The sequence below is a fragment of the Streptosporangium sp. G11 genome, assembly GCF_051192615.1.
Classification (GTDB): Bacteria; Actinomycetota; Actinomycetes; order Streptosporangiales; family Streptosporangiaceae; genus Streptosporangium.
In genome coordinates, this window is the sequence record NZ_JBPJUQ010000005.1 from 41,612 (window position 1) to 57,196 (window position 15,585).

17 protein-coding genes and 1 pseudogene are annotated in these 15,585 nt (G+C 70.5%); 7 read left to right on the forward strand and 11 right to left on the reverse strand.

Annotated elements, in window-relative coordinates; all coding sequences use genetic code 11:
- The first annotated feature begins 8 nt into the window (after positions 1 to 8).
- From ACSDR0_RS07015 to ACSDR0_RS07025, 3 genes are read left to right on the forward strand one after another with little or no spacing between them, the layout of a single operon-like run.
- Entirely contained in the window at positions 9 to 713 is a 705-nt protein-coding gene (locus tag ACSDR0_RS07015; RefSeq protein ID WP_435287919.1) for an endonuclease V, read from the forward strand.
- A 2-nt stretch (positions 714 to 715) separates the two neighbouring features.
- Entirely contained in the window at positions 716 to 1,681 is a 966-nt protein-coding gene (locus ACSDR0_RS07020; protein WP_435287920.1) for an ankyrin repeat domain-containing protein, read from the forward strand.
- 41 nt (positions 1,682 to 1,722) lie between these two features.
- On the forward strand, positions 1,723 to 2,271 hold the full coding sequence (locus ACSDR0_RS07025) for a hypothetical protein (RefSeq protein ID WP_435287921.1): 549 nt from the start codon (positions 1,723 to 1,725) through the stop codon (positions 2,269 to 2,271).
- Between the two features lie 194 nt (positions 2,272 to 2,465).
- Here the strand turns inward: ACSDR0_RS07025 and ACSDR0_RS07030 are convergent, their stop codons facing one another.
- From ACSDR0_RS07030 to ACSDR0_RS07040, 3 genes are all read right to left on the reverse strand, one after another.
- Complete coding sequence (locus ACSDR0_RS07030; RefSeq protein WP_435287922.1) at positions 2,466 to 2,954, reverse strand: hypothetical protein; 489 nt, start codon at positions 2,952 to 2,954, stop codon at positions 2,466 to 2,468.
- A gap of 231 nt (positions 2,955 to 3,185) precedes the next feature.
- Complete coding sequence (locus ACSDR0_RS07035) at positions 3,186 to 3,593, reverse strand: hypothetical protein (protein WP_435287923.1); 408 nt, start codon at positions 3,591 to 3,593, stop codon at positions 3,186 to 3,188.
- A 146-nt stretch (positions 3,594 to 3,739) separates the two neighbouring features.
- Positions 3,740 to 4,840, reverse strand: a complete 1,101-nt coding sequence (locus tag ACSDR0_RS07040; RefSeq protein ID WP_435287924.1) for a hypothetical protein — start codon at positions 4,838 to 4,840, stop codon at positions 3,740 to 3,742.
- A 456-nt stretch (positions 4,841 to 5,296) separates the two neighbouring features.
- Here ACSDR0_RS07040 and ACSDR0_RS07045 point away from each other — a divergent pair, with 456 nt between their 5' ends.
- Both ACSDR0_RS07045 and ACSDR0_RS07050 read left to right on the forward strand, forming a co-directional pair.
- The gene (locus ACSDR0_RS07045; protein WP_435287925.1) at positions 5,297 to 6,901 is read left to right on the forward strand and encodes a M4 family metallopeptidase; all 1,605 of its coding nucleotides are present in this window, start codon (positions 5,297 to 5,299) and stop codon (positions 6,899 to 6,901) included.
- A 525-nt stretch (positions 6,902 to 7,426) separates the two neighbouring features.
- A complete protein-coding gene (locus ACSDR0_RS07050) occupies positions 7,427 to 8,878 on the forward strand; it encodes an MFS transporter (RefSeq protein WP_435287926.1) in 1,452 nt (483 codons plus the stop codon).
- Between the two features lie 154 nt (positions 8,879 to 9,032).
- Here ACSDR0_RS07050 and ACSDR0_RS07055 read toward each other — a convergent pair whose 3' ends face one another.
- The 5 genes and pseudogenes from ACSDR0_RS07055 to ACSDR0_RS07075 all read right to left on the reverse strand — a co-directional run bounded on the left by ACSDR0_RS07055 (position 9,033) and on the right by ACSDR0_RS07075 (position 10,893).
- A complete protein-coding gene (locus tag ACSDR0_RS07055) occupies positions 9,033 to 9,287 on the reverse strand; it encodes a hypothetical protein (protein ID WP_435287927.1) in 255 nt (84 codons plus the stop codon).
- Positions 9,288 to 9,429: 142 nt separating this feature from the next.
- Complete coding sequence (locus ACSDR0_RS07060) at positions 9,430 to 9,825, reverse strand: hypothetical protein (protein ID WP_435288142.1); 396 nt, start codon at positions 9,823 to 9,825, stop codon at positions 9,430 to 9,432.
- 118 nt (positions 9,826 to 9,943) lie between these two features.
- Positions 9,944 to 10,141 (reverse strand): annotated as a pseudogene (locus ACSDR0_RS07065) (helix-turn-helix domain-containing protein); the annotation flags it as partial.
- Positions 10,142 to 10,247: 106 nt separating this feature from the next.
- Positions 10,248 to 10,649: a hypothetical protein gene (locus ACSDR0_RS07070; protein WP_435287928.1), complete on the reverse strand. Its 402-nt coding sequence runs from the start codon at positions 10,647 to 10,649 to the stop codon at positions 10,248 to 10,250.
- Entirely contained in the window at positions 10,642 to 10,893 is a 252-nt protein-coding gene (locus ACSDR0_RS07075; RefSeq protein WP_435287929.1) for a type II toxin-antitoxin system HicA family toxin, read from the reverse strand. The genes ACSDR0_RS07070 and ACSDR0_RS07075 overlap by 8 nt, the downstream gene beginning before the upstream one ends.
- Positions 10,894 to 11,155: 262 nt before the next feature.
- Here ACSDR0_RS07075 and ACSDR0_RS07080 point away from each other — a divergent pair, with 262 nt between their 5' ends.
- Together ACSDR0_RS07080 and ACSDR0_RS07085 are read left to right on the forward strand one after the other, a co-directional pair.
- Entirely contained in the window at positions 11,156 to 11,362 is a 207-nt protein-coding gene (locus ACSDR0_RS07080) for a hypothetical protein (RefSeq protein ID WP_435287930.1), read from the forward strand.
- A 61-nt stretch (positions 11,363 to 11,423) separates the two neighbouring features.
- Positions 11,424 to 12,152, forward strand: coding sequence for a hypothetical protein (locus tag ACSDR0_RS07085; protein ID WP_435287931.1), 729 nt, complete (start codon positions 11,424 to 11,426; stop codon positions 12,150 to 12,152).
- 328 nt (positions 12,153 to 12,480) lie between these two features.
- Here ACSDR0_RS07085 and ACSDR0_RS07090 read toward each other — a convergent pair whose 3' ends face one another.
- The 3 genes from ACSDR0_RS07090 to ACSDR0_RS07100 all read right to left on the reverse strand — a co-directional run bounded on the left by ACSDR0_RS07090 (position 12,481) and on the right by ACSDR0_RS07100 (position 15,571).
- Positions 12,481 to 12,765 carry a DUF1540 domain-containing protein gene (locus tag ACSDR0_RS07090; RefSeq protein WP_435287932.1) on the reverse strand — a complete coding sequence of 95 codons (285 nt, stop codon included), beginning with the start codon at positions 12,763 to 12,765 and terminating at the stop codon, positions 12,481 to 12,483.
- A 245-nt stretch (positions 12,766 to 13,010) separates the two neighbouring features.
- Positions 13,011 to 13,715 (reverse strand): lysoplasmalogenase, encoded by a 705-nt coding sequence (locus ACSDR0_RS07095; RefSeq protein ID WP_435287933.1) that lies wholly within the window; start codon positions 13,713 to 13,715, stop codon positions 13,011 to 13,013.
- Between the two features lie 140 nt (positions 13,716 to 13,855).
- Complete coding sequence (locus tag ACSDR0_RS07100; protein ID WP_435287934.1) at positions 13,856 to 15,571, reverse strand: right-handed parallel beta-helix repeat-containing protein; 1,716 nt, start codon at positions 15,569 to 15,571, stop codon at positions 13,856 to 13,858.
- Between the last annotated feature and the right edge of the window lie 14 nt (positions 15,572 to 15,585).

Genomic DNA, 15,585 nt, shown 5'->3' on the forward strand with positions numbered 1-15,585 from the left:
ATGGAGTCATGAAGGTACAAATGCCGCGCACTGTCACGGAGGCCGAGGCCATCCAGGACGAGCTCAGGGCACTGCTCGATCTGACCGGCCCTGGACCCCACCACCCCTCCAGGATCGCGGGAGTGGACGTCGCCTACGACAGGGACCGGCTGGCGGCGGCGGTGACCGTCCTGGACGGGACGACGCTGGAGATCGTCGAAGAGGTCGCCGTGGCCGGGAGGGTGACCTTCGACTACGTCCCGGGACTGCTCGCCTTCCGGGAGGTCCCCGCGCTGCTGGACGCCCTTGAACGGCTGTCCATGCCCCCTGACCTGGTCGTCTGCGACGGATACGGGCTGGCGCATCCGCGCCGCTTCGGCCTGGCCTGCCACCTCGGCGTGCTCACGGGACTGCCCACGATCGGCGTCGGCAAGACCGCCTTCGTCGGCACCTACCCCGAGCCCGCGCCCGAGCGGGGCGCGTGGACCGACCTGACGCTGGACGGCGACGTCGTCGGCCGCGTGCTGCGCACCCGGGACGGGGTCAAGCCCGTCTTCGTCTCCACCGGTCACCGCGTCGACCTCGACACCGCCTGCCACAACGTGCTGAACCTGACGCCCCGCTACCGCCTCCCCGAGACCACCCGCGCCTCCGACCGCCTCTCACGACGGACACTGACCGAGAACTGTCGTACGGAACTGGTTGGATCCGCTCAGTACGACAAGATGGGATAAAAGTGGGCGAAGACGAGTGGGCCGAGGACGTCGACGCGTGGCGCGACACCAACCTGGCGCAGATCCGTCAGCGGCTGGCGAACGGGTTCGACCCCGGCCGACGACTGCCGTGGCTGCGCACGACCCCCCTGCACCAGGCCGCCCAGGAGGGCGCCACCCGGGTGATCGAGCTGCTGCTGGCCTCGGGCGCGGAGGTCGACCCCGTCGACACCGACGGCGCCACTCCGCTGTGGGAGGCCGTCCGCCACGGCTGGGACGACGCCGTACGAATCCTGCTCGCCGCGGGCGCCGACCCCTGGCGGCCGTGCATCGCGGGCCGCTCCCCCGGCGCCCAGGCCCTCTTCACCGAGATGGCCGACCTGTTCGCCCACCTGCCGGGGGCCCCCAGCGTCAGCCCCAGGCTCCGCGAGCTCCAGAACACCGTCGACGCGATGATGTTCTCGTACGAGGACTACAACGAGGAACTGTGCGTGGCGTTCGTCGGCGAGGTGCCGGAGGACGAGGTCATCCGGCGCCTGGGCGCCGCGCCGGAGTCGTGCCCGCCGATGGAGACCGGTGAGTTGCGGAGCGCGGAGCAGGCCTCCCACGTGGAGGTCCTGCGCGTGGCCAGCCCGCCGGGGGGCGGGGTGGTGCTCTTCCAGTCCGGCGGCATCCTGCCGGTGCGCGACGGGGTCGGCCGGGCGGTCACCTCGGGCGGCGGCGTGCTGGCCGGGGCGTTCCCGTCCAGCAGCCCGTCGGTCGACATCTGGCGCGACGGGCTCCCCGCGGGGCGGCCCTCGGTCCACGAGCAGCTCTCCGACGACAGCATGTTCGAGCTGTGGATGTGCCGCTTCGGCGACTGCGGCGCCCACCCCTCCACCGCGACCGAGCGGACCCTCGGCCTGATGACGCTGCTGACCTCCACCTACATCACCGAGGAGTGGCTGTGGAGCGCTCCGATGAGGCTGGTCCCGGTCATGCTCCGGTGACGGGACCCGGGTGGGCCCCGGATGGGTAGAGTCACACGACGATGAGAAAGCACACGATCACCGCACTGTGGGAAGAGATCCCCGACAATGCCGACGACCTCGTGCTGGTGCGCGGCGGGTTCCGGGTCTATCTGTGCGGATGCGGCAGGCGGCCGGCCGACCGGGCGGCGGCGGAGTCGCACGCGTCGGAGACCGGCCAGTGCACCGTCTGCCTGGGCACCGCCGTCGAGGACGTCGTGCCAGGCTTCTCCCAGCGGTGCACCGCCTGCGCCGGAACGGGCCGGCGCAGGATCCAGCTGACCTGGCAGCTCGCCCATCTCGAGGCCGAGTCCGTGATCACCGTCGAGATCGTCCGCGAGCTGATCGCCGGTCTCACCGAGCCGTTCCGGCTCTCCCAGGTGGCCGACCTGGTCCGCGAGACCCTCCACCTCCCGGCGGGCCGCCTGCCGGTCGGCCCGCGCGTCCGCGACATCCTGCGCGGCCTGGAGGCGGCGGGCGAGCTCGCGCTGATCTCCGCCCCCGACGAACTGCTCCGCGGCACCTCGGTCATGCTCTACCGCGACCCCTACTGGGAACACGCCACCGGCTGATCGCCCGCCGGACAGGTCCTCTGTCGTCTCGCGGCGCCTGCCGGAGGGCTCGCGCTCGCGACCCGACCTTCCAACACGGCGTGGCGCCTTTCTCGAGGCGACGCCGCTCGAACAGCCGACCACCGGCGACCACGAGATCGTGAACCCCACGCAGGAGGATCGGCGGCGGGCCACCGACCTTGTCCGGCGCCGGTTCAGAAGGTGAACATGCCGACGAGTGCCGAGAGGGGATGCTCCGCTCCGCTGCCGAAGCAGGTGGCGAGCGCGTAGCCGATGGCGACCTCCTCCGGGGTCGGTGAGGCGACCCACTCGGCCCTGACCTCGCCGTCGGTGATGGTGGTGAGGTTTCCGAGGTGGTGCTCACCGCGGAAGAGGGAGCTGGACTCCTCGGAGGTGGGGATCAGGGTGTAGACGTTCCCCGCGCGGTCCACCTCGATCCGGTAGGAGTGGCGCGTGACGCGCCCCGGCCCGGGGCGTAGCGGGACGGGGGCGCCGTCGAGGGTCATGGTCAGCCGGTCGGGGTCGCGGGTGCCGATGGGAACGTGCCGCCGCACGACGGCTTCGGCGGATCGGCGCACGACGATCGCGGGAATCGCGTCGCCTTCGACTCGCATGGTGCCGCCGTCTCGATCCAGCGTGAGCGTCAGCTCTCCCGCAACCGCGTCGGTGACGTGTGTTTCCATGCGCACAAGTATGCGAGTCTTCCACGCGCCTTTCCATCGAGAGGATCGTTCGGAGACACCCGTGCCGGGCTCGCCCCTGTCCGGGATTCTGTACGGGAAGGCCCTGCCCGGCCGGACATGTCGCGACCCGGGCGGCAGGCCGGATCCGGCCAGGTTCGTGTGATCCGAGAGGCCGGCCGCCCGGAGCCCGTTCCGGCCCCGCGGGGAACGCGATCCGAGCGGTCGCCGACCTCAGGCCGCGTGGCCCGCGTACTCGTCACGGCGCCGGAGCATGGCGGCCAGCATCAGCGGGAACATCGCCACGTGGGCGATCACCATGAGCGACCCGCCGTCGATGAGACCCAGCCAGAGCAGCGGGAAGAGCGGTATGACGGGGACGAACATGGCGGCGCACATCTCCAGGGTGGGAATCCAGCCGTGGCCCCGGAAGCGCATCCAGACGGCCATGCCGACGGACATGGTGAGCGCCATGAGCAGGTAGGCGAGCTCAGGCTGCCGGTCGTGGGAGAAGCCGAGCCCGGCGGCGGACAGGAGCGTTCCGAGAACGATCATCCCGACGAACATCGCGATGACCATCTCGACGTAGTGCCAGGCGAAGCGGCCCCACCGGCGGCGTGCGGTCGGTGCTGTCTGTGTCATGGTCCAACCGTGCCGCCGTACCGGGGACGCGCCAAGGGGGGCGGTCGCACAGGTCGGAAAACCTGGGATTCCTGTCCTTTCCGACACGGGTCGCCTCGCGATCGAACGCCGCGTCGCCGTCGTCCGTCCGGGGAACCGCCCGGTGGTCAGGAAATGGAGCCGTAGGCGGAGAGGTAGGTGACCATCAAGGGGTGCCTGACCTGGGTGGTGCCGTTGTAGCAGATGACGTACCGGATGGTGACGTAGGTGGAGTAGAGCTCCCAGGGGGTGTACAGGTTGCAGAACTCGGGCCCGTAGCCGAAGGCGGTGACCTGGACGTTGTCCCGGTATCCGTTGACCTCGCCGAAAAGCACGTTCGTGCGGTTGGTCCCCACGTGGTCGATCTGGACGCCTCCTCCCCGGGAGTTGTGGCTGAGGGCCACCGGCGACGGCCGGTAGCCGCCTATCGTGTCGGGCGCGTTGTCGAAGGTGTAGGCGAAGCGGTACTGCGGGAAGGCCGAGGCGACGGCACGCTCGCGGTGGTAGGTCAGGCTCCACCCGGTGTTGAGCGGCACGTTGGTCGCGTCGTGACACCTCACCACGATCTTCTGCTCGGTGGCCGACGAGGTCCACCCTCCCAGCTTGCAGCGGGCGGGCACGGCCGGATCGACCGCCGTGACCTGGATGTTTCCGGCGTGGCCCGCCGAACCGAGCCCCGGCAGGGTGGCCTGCCATATCCCGGGGGACGACGAGGCCAGGACGGAGTTCACGGCGGCCGGTGCCGAGGAGTTGAACTGCCCGGCCACCGCGGAGCCGTCCCAGTGCACGTAGCCGAACGCCGCGGGCGGGCGCAGGATCTCGGTGCTGTGCCCGAAGACGACGGAGAACGGGGTGAAGACCGGGGTCCCGCCATAGCGGTAGCACTGCACCGCCACGATCTCGTCGGTGCCCGACTGCCGCCACTCCTGGACCTGGCACCAGTCGGCGGACCGGGATATCGCCGTGACGTGGGCGACTCCCCCGGAGGCGATGCCGATCTGCGGGAACCTCACGAACACCTGGCCGGGTCCTCCGGGGGAGGCCTCGGCCTTGAGCCCGGCCGGCCACGAGCCTCCCTGGCGGTTGGCGTCCACCACGGAGGCGCTCCTGACGTACGCGAATCCCCACGGCCCGGGGCCGGCCGCCTCGGCGCTCGCGGCGGCCGGGGGAGGCCCGGCCGCGAGCATGGCGGCGAGCATGAGGGCGACGCGGAGAATTCGCGAGATCACTTGCCGGTGCTGACGCATGTCGTCCTTGATCAACTTCGGGGCGGGTAGCCGCGGGCAGCCGGGACGGGGTGGGTCACGGCGGGTCCGATGAGGGGGTGGAAGCGCTGGAGCGGGGTGGAGGGGTGGAGGCGCTGGAGCGCACGCGCCCCACGGCTCTTGATAACCCGCCGGGCGGGCCCTTGAGAAGACCCAACCTTGCGGGCTCTCCCGACTCGGGTAATCCTCCCCGGTCATGAAACGGCGGGCACGGCCCGGCCCGTCCGAGGACGCTCCCGCGCAGGTGAAGGCCCCGCATGGAGGTCTGCGCCGGTATGCGTACCAGCCCATATCACGACGTTATGGAACTTTGCGAGGTACTCAGCGGCCCTTCCCGGTGCCAACTTTATGGAGCCCGGACTCTTAGGGCTCCTTGCATCCCTCCTACCCCCCCAGGGACACCGAGAGGAGTCACCCCGCGTGAATCCGAAGGTCAAGCTTGGCGCCATGGCCGTACTGGCCGTCGCCGCCATGACCACCCCCACGGCGGTGAACGCCGCCACCGCCCCGGCCGACACCACCCGCACCGTGTCCGCCGAGCCGCCGGTGTTCGCACCGCCGGACGCGGAGTCGCGCAGCCGCGCGGTCACCACCGCCAACGCGACCCTCGCCGCCAGATCCGAAGCCGTCCTCAAGGGGCAGAACGAGAAGTTCACCCTGAGCAAGAGCATCGCCGGTGCGCACGGCCTGCAGTACCTGACCTACACGCGCACCTACCGCGGGCTGCCGGTCCACGGCGGTGACGTGGTCGTCGCCACCGACAGGGCCGGAGAGCTCGTCGGGTCCGTGAGCTCGGGCCAGCAGGCCAGGATCACGGTCGACGTCACGAGCAAGGTGGACGCCGCCACCGCGGCCGCCACCGCCCGCGCGCAGCTGCCCGTGGTGGAGACCGTGGCCACGCCCAAGCTGGTCGTGCACGCGACCACCACGACGCCCAAGCTGGCCTGGGAGGTGGTCGTCAACGGCGCCACCGCCGAGGCCCCGAGCGTCCTGCACGTCTTCGTGGACGCCCTCGACGGGTCGATCGTCGACTCCTACGACGACGTGCACGCCGGAACCGGCAACAGCTACTACAACGGCAACCCGGTGACCATCCAGACCTCGGGCTCGGGCAGCTCGTACTCGATGACCGACACCACCCGCCCCGGCCTGCGCTGCGGCGGGCAGAACGGTGCCACCTACACCGGGACCGACGACTCCTGGGGCAACGGCTCGGGCACCAACCTGGAGACCGCCTGCGTCGACGCGTTGTACGCGGCGCAGAAGGAATGGGACATGCTCCGCAACTGGCTGGGCCGTAACGGGTTCAACGGCTCCGGCGGCGCCTTCCCGGCCCGGGTCGGCCTGAGCGCCGTCAACGCCTACTGGAACGGCAGCTACACCAGCTTCGGGCGCAACAGCGCGAACACCAGGCAGGCCACCCCGATGGACGTGGTCGGCCACGAGTACGGCCACGCCATCTTCCAGACCTCCGGCAGCGGCGGCGGGGGCAGCGGCAACGAGTCCGGCGGCCTGAACGAGTCGACCGGCGACATCTTCGGCGCGCTGACCGAGCACTACGCCAACCAGCCCGCCACCCTCGACCCGCCGGACTACCTGGTGGGCGAGGAGGTCAACCTGACCGGCGCGGGCGAGATCCGCAACATGTACAACCCCTCGGCCAAGGGACACCCGAACTGCTACAGCTCGTCCATCCCCTCCACCCAGGTGCACGCGGCGGCCGGCCCGCAGAACCACTGGTTCTACCTGCTCTCCGAGGGCACCAACCCGGTGGGCAAGCCGGCCAGCTCCGTCTGCTCGGGCCCGACGAGCCTGACCGGCATCGGCATCCAGAAGGCCGGACGGATCTACATGGCCGGGCTGAACACCAAGACCGCCCCGTGGACGCACGCGAAGGCGCGGAGGGCCACCGTGGCCGCCGCCAAGTCGCTCTTCCCGAGCGGGTGCGTCGAGGTCAACGCGGTCAAGGCCGCCTGGAGCGCGGTGAACGTCCCGGCCACGAGCGGCGAGGTTTCCTGCCCGTGACACAGGACGGTCCCCCGGGCCGACGGTGACCACGTCGTCCGGGGGATTCACCGGCCATACCCGGACGGACCGGTGCGGCGGGCGGCGTTGGGGCCGCCCGCCGCACCTTTTCACTTCACGTTCACTTCACGCGGCGGCCTTCACGCGACACGCCCTCACGCGACACGCTCGACCGCGCTCCCGCACGTGGCACGCCCGGCCGCCCGCCCCCACATGACACGCCCGCCACACGCCCTCACGCCGCACGCCCCCACATGACACGCCCGCCGCACGCCGCATGCCCACCCCGGTCAGGCGATCCCCGCGAGACGGCCCCGCTAAGTGGCCCCTGCGAGGTGGCCCTCGCCTCTCGCGGGTACCCCGCGAAGGGCGGATCGCGGCCCGGATCGTGAATTGTGGTTGAGAAGGTGGAAAAGGGTACATACGCGCTGCTGAAAGGTGGAGAGCTCAGCCGGAGACGGGAAACGAGGCGGTCATGACGATCCTCCGATCACGGGCCGGGGCACCACTCTCCCACCCGACCGGATGAGCACCGGGCCGGACGGGGTGACGTCCACCCAGGATCACGAGGGGCCGGATCCGCGCCGGTGGAAGGCGCTGACCGTCTGCCTCGTCGCCGGTTTCATGACCCTGCTGGACGTCAGCATCGTCAACGTGGCGCTGCCCTCCATCCGCACCGGACTGGACGCCCCGCAGAGCACCCTGCAGTGGGTGGTGTCCGGGTACGCGCTCACCTTCGGGCTGGTACTGGTCCCGGCCGGGCGGTTCGGCGACATGTACGGCCGGCGCAACGCGTTCGTCTTCGGCGTCGTACTGTTCACCGTGGCCAGCGCGGCGGCCGGAATCGCCCAGAACCCGATCCTGCTGGTCATCGCGAGACTCGTGCAGGGAGTGGCGGGCGGAGTGATCAACCCGCAGGTCAGCGGTCTGATCCAGCAGCTCTTCCGGGGATCTGAGCGGGGCCGGGCGTTCGGGATGCTGGGCACCGTCATCGGCGTCTCGACGGCGATCGGCCCGCTGCTCGGCGGGGTGCTCATCAACCTCGGCGGCGACACCGACGGATGGCGCCTCGTCTTCTACGTCAACGTGCCGATCGGCATCCTGGCCGTGGTCCTGGCGTACCGCTACATCCGGCCCCCGGCGGCCGGGAGGCGCCCCAGGGAGAGCACGGACCCCGTGGGCGTGCTGCTGCTCGCCGCCGGCGTCGTGCTGGTGCTCCTGCCGCTCGTCGAGGGGCAGGAGTGGCAGGCCTCGGCGAGGTGGCCGGCCCTGCTCGCCGGGCTCGCCGTGCTCGCCGCCTTCGCGGCCTGGGAGCGCCGGTACGGGCGGCACCACCAGCCGGTCGTCGACCTGTCCCTGTTCCGCAGGCGCTCGTACGCGCTCGGCGCCCTGCTCGGGGCGCTCTACTTCGCGGGTTTCACCGCGATCTTCTTCATCCTCACCCTGTACCTGCAGAACGGCCTGGGCTACTCGGCCCTGGAGGCGGGGCTGGCGACCACGCCGTTCGCCGCCGGGTCGGCCGTGACCGCCCTGTTCGGCGGCAGGATTGTCACCCGGCTGGGCCGCCCGCTGGTGGTGGCCGGGCTGGTGCTGGTCTCGGTCTTCCTGGCCGTCACCGCGCTCGCCGTGGAACTGGTCCCCGGCACGCACGTGGCCTGGGCCACCGCGGTGCCACTGCTCCTCGCCGGCCTGGGCAGCGGCCTGGTGATCTCCCCGAACCAGACGCTGACCCTCTCCGAGGTGCCGGTCTCCAAAGCGGGCGCCGCGGGGGGCGTGCTCCAGACGGGACAGCGCATCGGCGCCGCCGTGGGCATCGCGGCGATCGGCTCGGCGTTCTTCTCCGAGGTCGCCTCCTCGCACGGCGACTACGCTTCGGCGTTCCGGCACTCGCTGCTGGTCACCATCGCCTTCGTACTGGTCGCGCTGGTCGTGGCCGTCATCGACGTGACCACCTCCCGCCGGGCCACCCGGCCCTGATCGGCGCCTGGGGGACGGTGGCCACCCCGGGCTTGATCAGCTCTCCGACGGTGGTCATCGGCGAAAAATGACTCTCGCGAACTTCACCCCATCCGCCTGGCTCACCGTCGTCGCACTCCCGGACGGTTCGCCCCCCATGAAAGATCGCACCTGGTCAGGCGACCAGCTCACGGTTCAGGTGATCGCGGAACTCACGGACCATCACGCTGTCCCCGTACGGGTCGAGCTGTCCGGCGAACTGACGGGCAAGCTCCACCGTGCGGGCGGAAGTCAGCGTTCTGGTCGCCGGGATCGCGGCTCGGGCGGAGTCGAGGGCCTGCTCCAGCTCGCCCATGCCGAGATACGCCTCGGCGGCATGCAATTGGTTGAACTGGGCGGTCCGAGGGATCCGCTCACTGAACTCGATCACGGCTGCTTCCGCAGGGCCTACCGCCCGCCGGTGTTCACCGAGCATGCTCCAACAGCGACCCACCTGAGCGTTCAGCTCCACTTCTTCGTATCTGCCGACCCACTCTGGATCACGGTCGTTGACTCCTTGGGCGTAAGCCCGCTCAGCCTCGGTGATCAGTCGCCCAGGCCTCTCTGACCAGCATCAACGCCATGACATGCGGGGACGCCTCAGCCCGCCGAGCGGTGTCGACGGCGGCTCGGGCCAGCCACACGGCCCAGGCGCCCTGCTCCAGGTGAATGGCCTGCCGGGTCAGCGTCGCCAGCACCCAGGCGCCGGTCAGCGGGTCGTCGCCGCTTTTGGCCAGTCGCAGCGCCTGGCCGAACGCCCTCTGCGCCTCGACGATCCGCGCCACGTCGGCGAGGCCCACCACGCGCCCCGCACCCTGCCGGGCGGCCAACGCGACCGGGGTCCCGTAGTTCCAGGAGACCAGCCACTCCCCCAGGGCTCCGGGCACGAACGGCAGCGAGGCCAGCAGGTGACGCCGGGACGGATCCATCCAACCTCCACAGAAGCGCGGCCGACCTCACGGTAGCCGCCGGTGAGCCGTCGCCACAGCCCGCGATCGGCCACGATGACGTCTCCCCGTAGGACCAGCCGTCTATCCACCGCTCGACCTCGACGGCCTCCACCCCGAACACGGCGGCGATCCGCGGCCGGTAGCAGGCACGCACTCCCTGCTCGCCGCGCTCCCACCGCGCCCAGGTCGTCGGCGTCACCCCGAGGGCCTCCGCCGCCGCCTCCTGGCTCATCCCCCGCAGCACCCGCGCCCTCACCAGCTCGGGACGAGCCTTATGACTCCGTTGCCCACCCATGACACCCTCCACCGGTAGCCGAATGACCACCCATTGTGATCACGGAGGGGCGCCCAACACCACCCCACCCCGGGAAACGACCAGGGATCGACCACCGGGGACGGCGCTAACCGGCCAGGAGCTTGCCGACCGCCTGGTGGGAGACCCCGAGGAGCAGGCCGATGTCGCGATGCGGGAGTCCTTGTTCGTGCAGGTGCCGCGCGGTCTGGCGTGAACGGCTGACCGCATCGTCGCGCAGCCTGTCGGCCTCCCGCCGGACCTCCCTGGTCCGTGCGACCTCCGTCGCGAGTTCGTCCCCCAGCACGGGAACGACCGTGATCCGCCAGGCGGTCGCGAGCCGGCTGTCCACCTCGGTGTCGAAGCGGAGCGCCAGCAGATCGCGGACCGTCTCCTCTGCCTGGTCAAGGCGCCGCACCTGGGTGTGCGCGGGACGTCGCAATCCCGGCCCTTCGACCTCCAGCGCCCACCAGCCACCGGACCGCTGAGCCGTGACCCGGAACTCACTCATTGCCCTCCCCCTCGTCGTCCTTCTCCATGTCCCGCAGAGCCTCGGCGAGCAGGGCCTCCCACTCCTTGAGAATGCCCCTGGCCGTCAGCTCGTTGATCTCAACGTGACGCGGCACGATCACCGCGTCTCCCCGGACGTACCACTTGTCATGACCGCCACCGTGCACATCGGGCTTCCTGGAGAACTCGAAGCCGTACCGCCTGGCCAGTCGCGCCATTCGAGCGAGCAGATCACTCCGTTTCATTCAGCGTAGTCAATGCGGTTGCCAGCATCAAGGCAACAGACTTGCCTATACGTCCGCATGAATTCAGCTTGCACCGTCTTTAGTCTCACGTGCCCGTTCGAACTGGGGAAACGACCAGAGACCGGCCACGCCGGGCACGCTGTTCCCGAAGCCTCGGCGAACGAGCAGGGCTCGACGTTCACCCCACTCCGCCTGGTGCGAGGTCGGCGGCGGCAACCCCGACCTCCACAAGGTCCGCATCATTCTCGGCCTTCTCCACTCGGTGGAGGAGATCGGCCTGCCCCTGCTCGCCGAGAACGGCCGCGGCCTGCTCCTGGTCCACCGGCTCTCCCAAGGGCGGTGTCACGTCCACCCCACCACGACCCACACCACCGGCACCCCCGGCAAGGCCGTCATATTCGCCCTCCCCGCCCGCCTGACCTTCCCTGCCCTCCCCGACTCCGGTAGTGATGGGGAGTCGTCCGCCTGAAGGTTCAGGCCCCTCGATCACGCGGACTCCTGGTGGCCCTGAAACAGAAAGGAGCCCGTCGATGAAGCGCCCTATCGCTGCCCTGACCCTTGTTTCGGCCCTTGCCCTGAGCGGGTGCACAGGCGATGAGACCTTCGGCGCCCCCGCTACGGCCGAGATCGCCCAGGGAAATCACCGGGCACTCGACGTCTCGGTTCTCCGGGTCGCGGAATCCGACTTCCAGGCCCTGCCCTCACCGGAGGCACTGGCAGACATCCAGTCGATCGTCGCCGCGGGCGTGGTCGACGGCTGGCAGGAGGGTCCGGCTCTGGCCACCTACCCCAACGGGCCACTCGAACATCGTGTCATTCTCAGGATCAAGGTCACCCACCCTTTGAAGGGAGTCGGGGAGAAGAAAATGGTCTTCGTCGACCTGTTCCGAAGCGCCGTGGTCCGAGACGACTCCAAGAAGCCCGAGGAGTGGCTGCCCGAAAAATCTTTGGGAGACTTCGAAAATTCCATCCCCACCGGCACCAGGGCCGTGGTTTTCACAGCCGAGCACATCCCCCGCGAAGATCCCGTCGTAAGGCCTGGAGCCGCCGTCTCCGATGACGCCGTGCTCACCAGTCCGCTGCCCCAGGGCCTCGTGTTCGAGGATCAGACACTCGTCCGGCAGAGAAGCGCGGGCGGTCGGACCCCCGTGGGCGGAATCGAGCCGCTGGACGTCGCGGGCACTCGCTCGGGATGGGCGGAACCCAGAAACATGGACGACCTGATCGCACGGCTCGAAGGCCATGGTCATTCGGGGTGAGTTCGACGCGACACGGCGCCTGTCGACCAGGCGAACGGATGACCGGCCGTCGTTGCCCCTGCCCCGCGAACCGTCAGGGTGCTCGACCACCTCGATCACCCTGATGGCTTCAGCTGTTTTGACCGATGGCGAGCCCGCCGAGTGCCTCATACAGGACGACTCGGCCTACGGCGAAGGCGTCCGACAGGAGCGTCGTCCAAGGGACGCCTGCTCTCGCGGGCCTGCCTGACCATGTGAGCCGCCGCCACCGCCAGGGCCCGGTTCTTCGCCGGTCACCGCGACTTCCCGAGGGTATGGTGACCGCCGCCCCGAACCGGGTCGCCGACCGTCAGGCGGGCGCGTACGTGAGGCAGTCGATGTCCTGCTGCGCGTAGCCGACGACGATGCCGGAGGCCTGGCACTCGTACTGGACGTTGTGCTGGCAGTTGGCCATCTTGCAGGCGCCGACACGGCCGGTGGCGGTCGGGTCGCCGCCCTTCGACGGGACCTTGAAGAAGGTCTCGCACTCCGCGTGGCTGCTGTTGCCGACCGTGATGGCCAGGGCGTGGCAGACGTGTTCCGTGTTGTACGCGCACGCCTCGACCTGGCACTCGTTGACCGCGGGCATTTCCATGGCTGAACTCTCCTGGGGCTCGGGCCGGTCCCGGGCTCGACGAGCCATCGCCGGGGCCTGTCGCCCATCGGTTTGTCGGTGTCACCCGTGGCGGCGCGTCCCGGTTGGCGTCCGGGGCGTCGGCCCGCCTCGCGCCGCGCCATGTCACGGTCGCCGACACTCGCGACCGGACGTGACGCGGCCCGTACCCGCGTACGGGCGCCGGGACTACCCCGTCTCCTACCGCGCCCGGATCGCCTTCACGCTCACACCGGTCCCAAGACTTCTCCAAGAGGGCCGGGGCGTTCGTTCCGCGCGGACGGGTTTCGGGGACGGAGGCGGCCGACGACGCCCGAGGCCAGCAGATACTGGGCCGCGATGTAGGTGGCCATGATCAGGAAGCCGTGCGCCGGGAGGCGGGGAAGGTCCGCCAGCTCGAACGCGATCAGCGTGTCGGACAGCAGGAACAGGGCGCCGCCCGCCCCGATCCACCGGCCGTGACCCGCGGCGGTCACCGCGGTGGCGGTCAGCAGCAGTGAGTAGGCGGCCACCGGCAGGCGCAGGTCGCCGAGACCGGGCCAGAGGACAAGGATCAGGACCACCCAGAGGGCGGCGTAGACCACCGGGACCACCGGGCGGCGCCGCAACGCGTCGAGGGCTCCCTCCCGGACGAAGTAGGTCACGTAGCTGACGTGCGCCGCGGCGAACAGGGCCATGCCCGGGAGGAAGAGGCCGTCGACCTCCAGGGCCACGTCACCGCCCCAGGACAGCAGGAGCGCCGCCACCAGCGGGCGCGGCCCGCGCCGTGCCAGCACCCAGGCCGCGAGCAATGGCATGAGCAGCGCCTTGGTCACGGAGTCCAGCGGGGCGGCGCCGGCGGCCACCAGCGCCAGGTGCACCGCGCAACAGACCCAGAAGGCGGCCAGCACGGCGCGGGAGAGTGCCCCTGCCCTTAGAACATCATTCTGCACAGCTGAATGGTAGGGCGTGCCGCCACCGCCATCCAGGAGACCCCGGTCACGGGCACGCCCCGGTGGCGGAGGGCCCCGCGGTCACCGGCCGAGCAGGAGACCCGGTCACGGACACACCCCGGCGACGAGGGGCCCTGCGCTCATCGGCCGAGCAGGTGGGCGTAGCCGGGCTCCAGTCCCGCCCGCGCGGCGACGTCCGCCGTACGGGCCTCGAAGTCCTTCTCGCCGGTCACCGTCACGTTGTCCTCCAGGGTGACGCCCTCCGGCGGGTCGTCCCAGCCCACGGGGTCGGCGTCCCAGACGTTGCCGCGGAAGACGACGTTCTCCAGCGGCGGCCAGACCTGCAGGACGGCGGTGTTGTCGGCGCGCTGGACGGCGTTGCCCTCGACGGTGACCCAGGCGGCGCCGTAGTCGGTGTAGAGCGCGAAGTTGTACGGCGTGAGCGTGTCGCGTACGACGTTGCCGAGGATCACCGCGCCGTTGTCGTGGGAGTCTCCCTGCGGACCGGACAGGTAGATGCCGCCGCCGTCGGCGAGCACCTTCAGCGTGTTGAAGGTGAGGTTGCGCAGGACCCGGGTGCTCTTGCCGACGCCGAGCACGATGCCGCAGTGCGGGACGTCGTTCACCTGGTTGTGCGCGACCGTGGAGTCCTCGCTCACGGTCACCGCGATGCCGGGCGAGCCGGAATACTCCAGGCCGATGTCGTGGATCCAGTTGTTCTCGACCGTGACGGCGCGGCCCTCGCCGATCGAGATTCCGCCGCCGCAGACGTCCTCGAACACGTTGCCCCGCACCAGGACTTCGGCGCTGCCGCCGGAGAAGCACAGGGCCGTGGCCCCCAGCCTGGCGAAGCGGCAGCGTTCGATCGTGACACGCTCGACGCCTTCGAACACGACGTTCGCGGGGATCGTCAGCGACTCCCCGGGCACCGTCACCCACGCCCCCTCGGCGAACGACACCTTCTCGATGGGGCCGCCGTCGTAGTAGCCGGCGCCGTGGTAGTGCAGGAAGCCCTCGGGGCTGCTCGGCCGCGTCCAGGTGGCGTCGGCGAAGGTGATGCCCAGGAACGCGATGTCGCGGGCGCCGGTGACCGTGACCAGTTCCTCCAGCACGGGGGCGACGACCTCCGTCCGCGCGGGATCCTCGCCGGGGCGCGGCCGGTAGCGCAGGACGTGGTGGCCGGGGCGGGACCTGTCGAGGACGAAGGTGCCCGGCTCGGTCAGGAAGCCCGCGCCGTTCTCCACCCGGGTCGGCAGGCCGGGGCCGTAGGACTCGCCGCCGCCCTCCCACGGGACGACCGAGTTGTAGAGCTCGATCGCCCAGCCGAAGGCGGGCTGGGCCATGGTGATGGTGGTCGAGTGCTCGTCGCCCTCGACGGCGGCGACGCCGAGGCGTGCCTCCGTCCACGGGTAGACGCCGCGCAGGACGAACTCGACGTCGCCGGGGTTGCCCCAGCTCTGCGGGGCGGTGCTGTCGGTGACGTAACCCGTGTCGGTTCTGGTGGCGTTCCCGGGAACGGTGTCGATCGAGGCCCGCTCGGCCCTGCGGCCGTCGACGTAGAGCTGGCGGGTGTCGAGGTCGCCGACCTCGGCCAGCCAGACGCCGTCCCGCTCGCGCCAGCCGGTGATCCTCCGGCCGCCGCTGACGACGACCTCGCCCACGGCCCGGTAGGTCACGCCGGAGTCGGCCTCGGTGAGCCGGAGGGTTTCGGTGAGCCGGTGGGTGCCCGCCAGCAGGTTGACCACGGTGCCCGCGCCGCGAACCAGGTCACGGGCGCGGGTGAGGGTGGCCAGGGGTCGTTCCCGGGTGCCGGGCCAGGCGTCCTCGCCGGAGGGAGAGACGTAGAGCTCGTTCAAGAACGCTCCTCGTT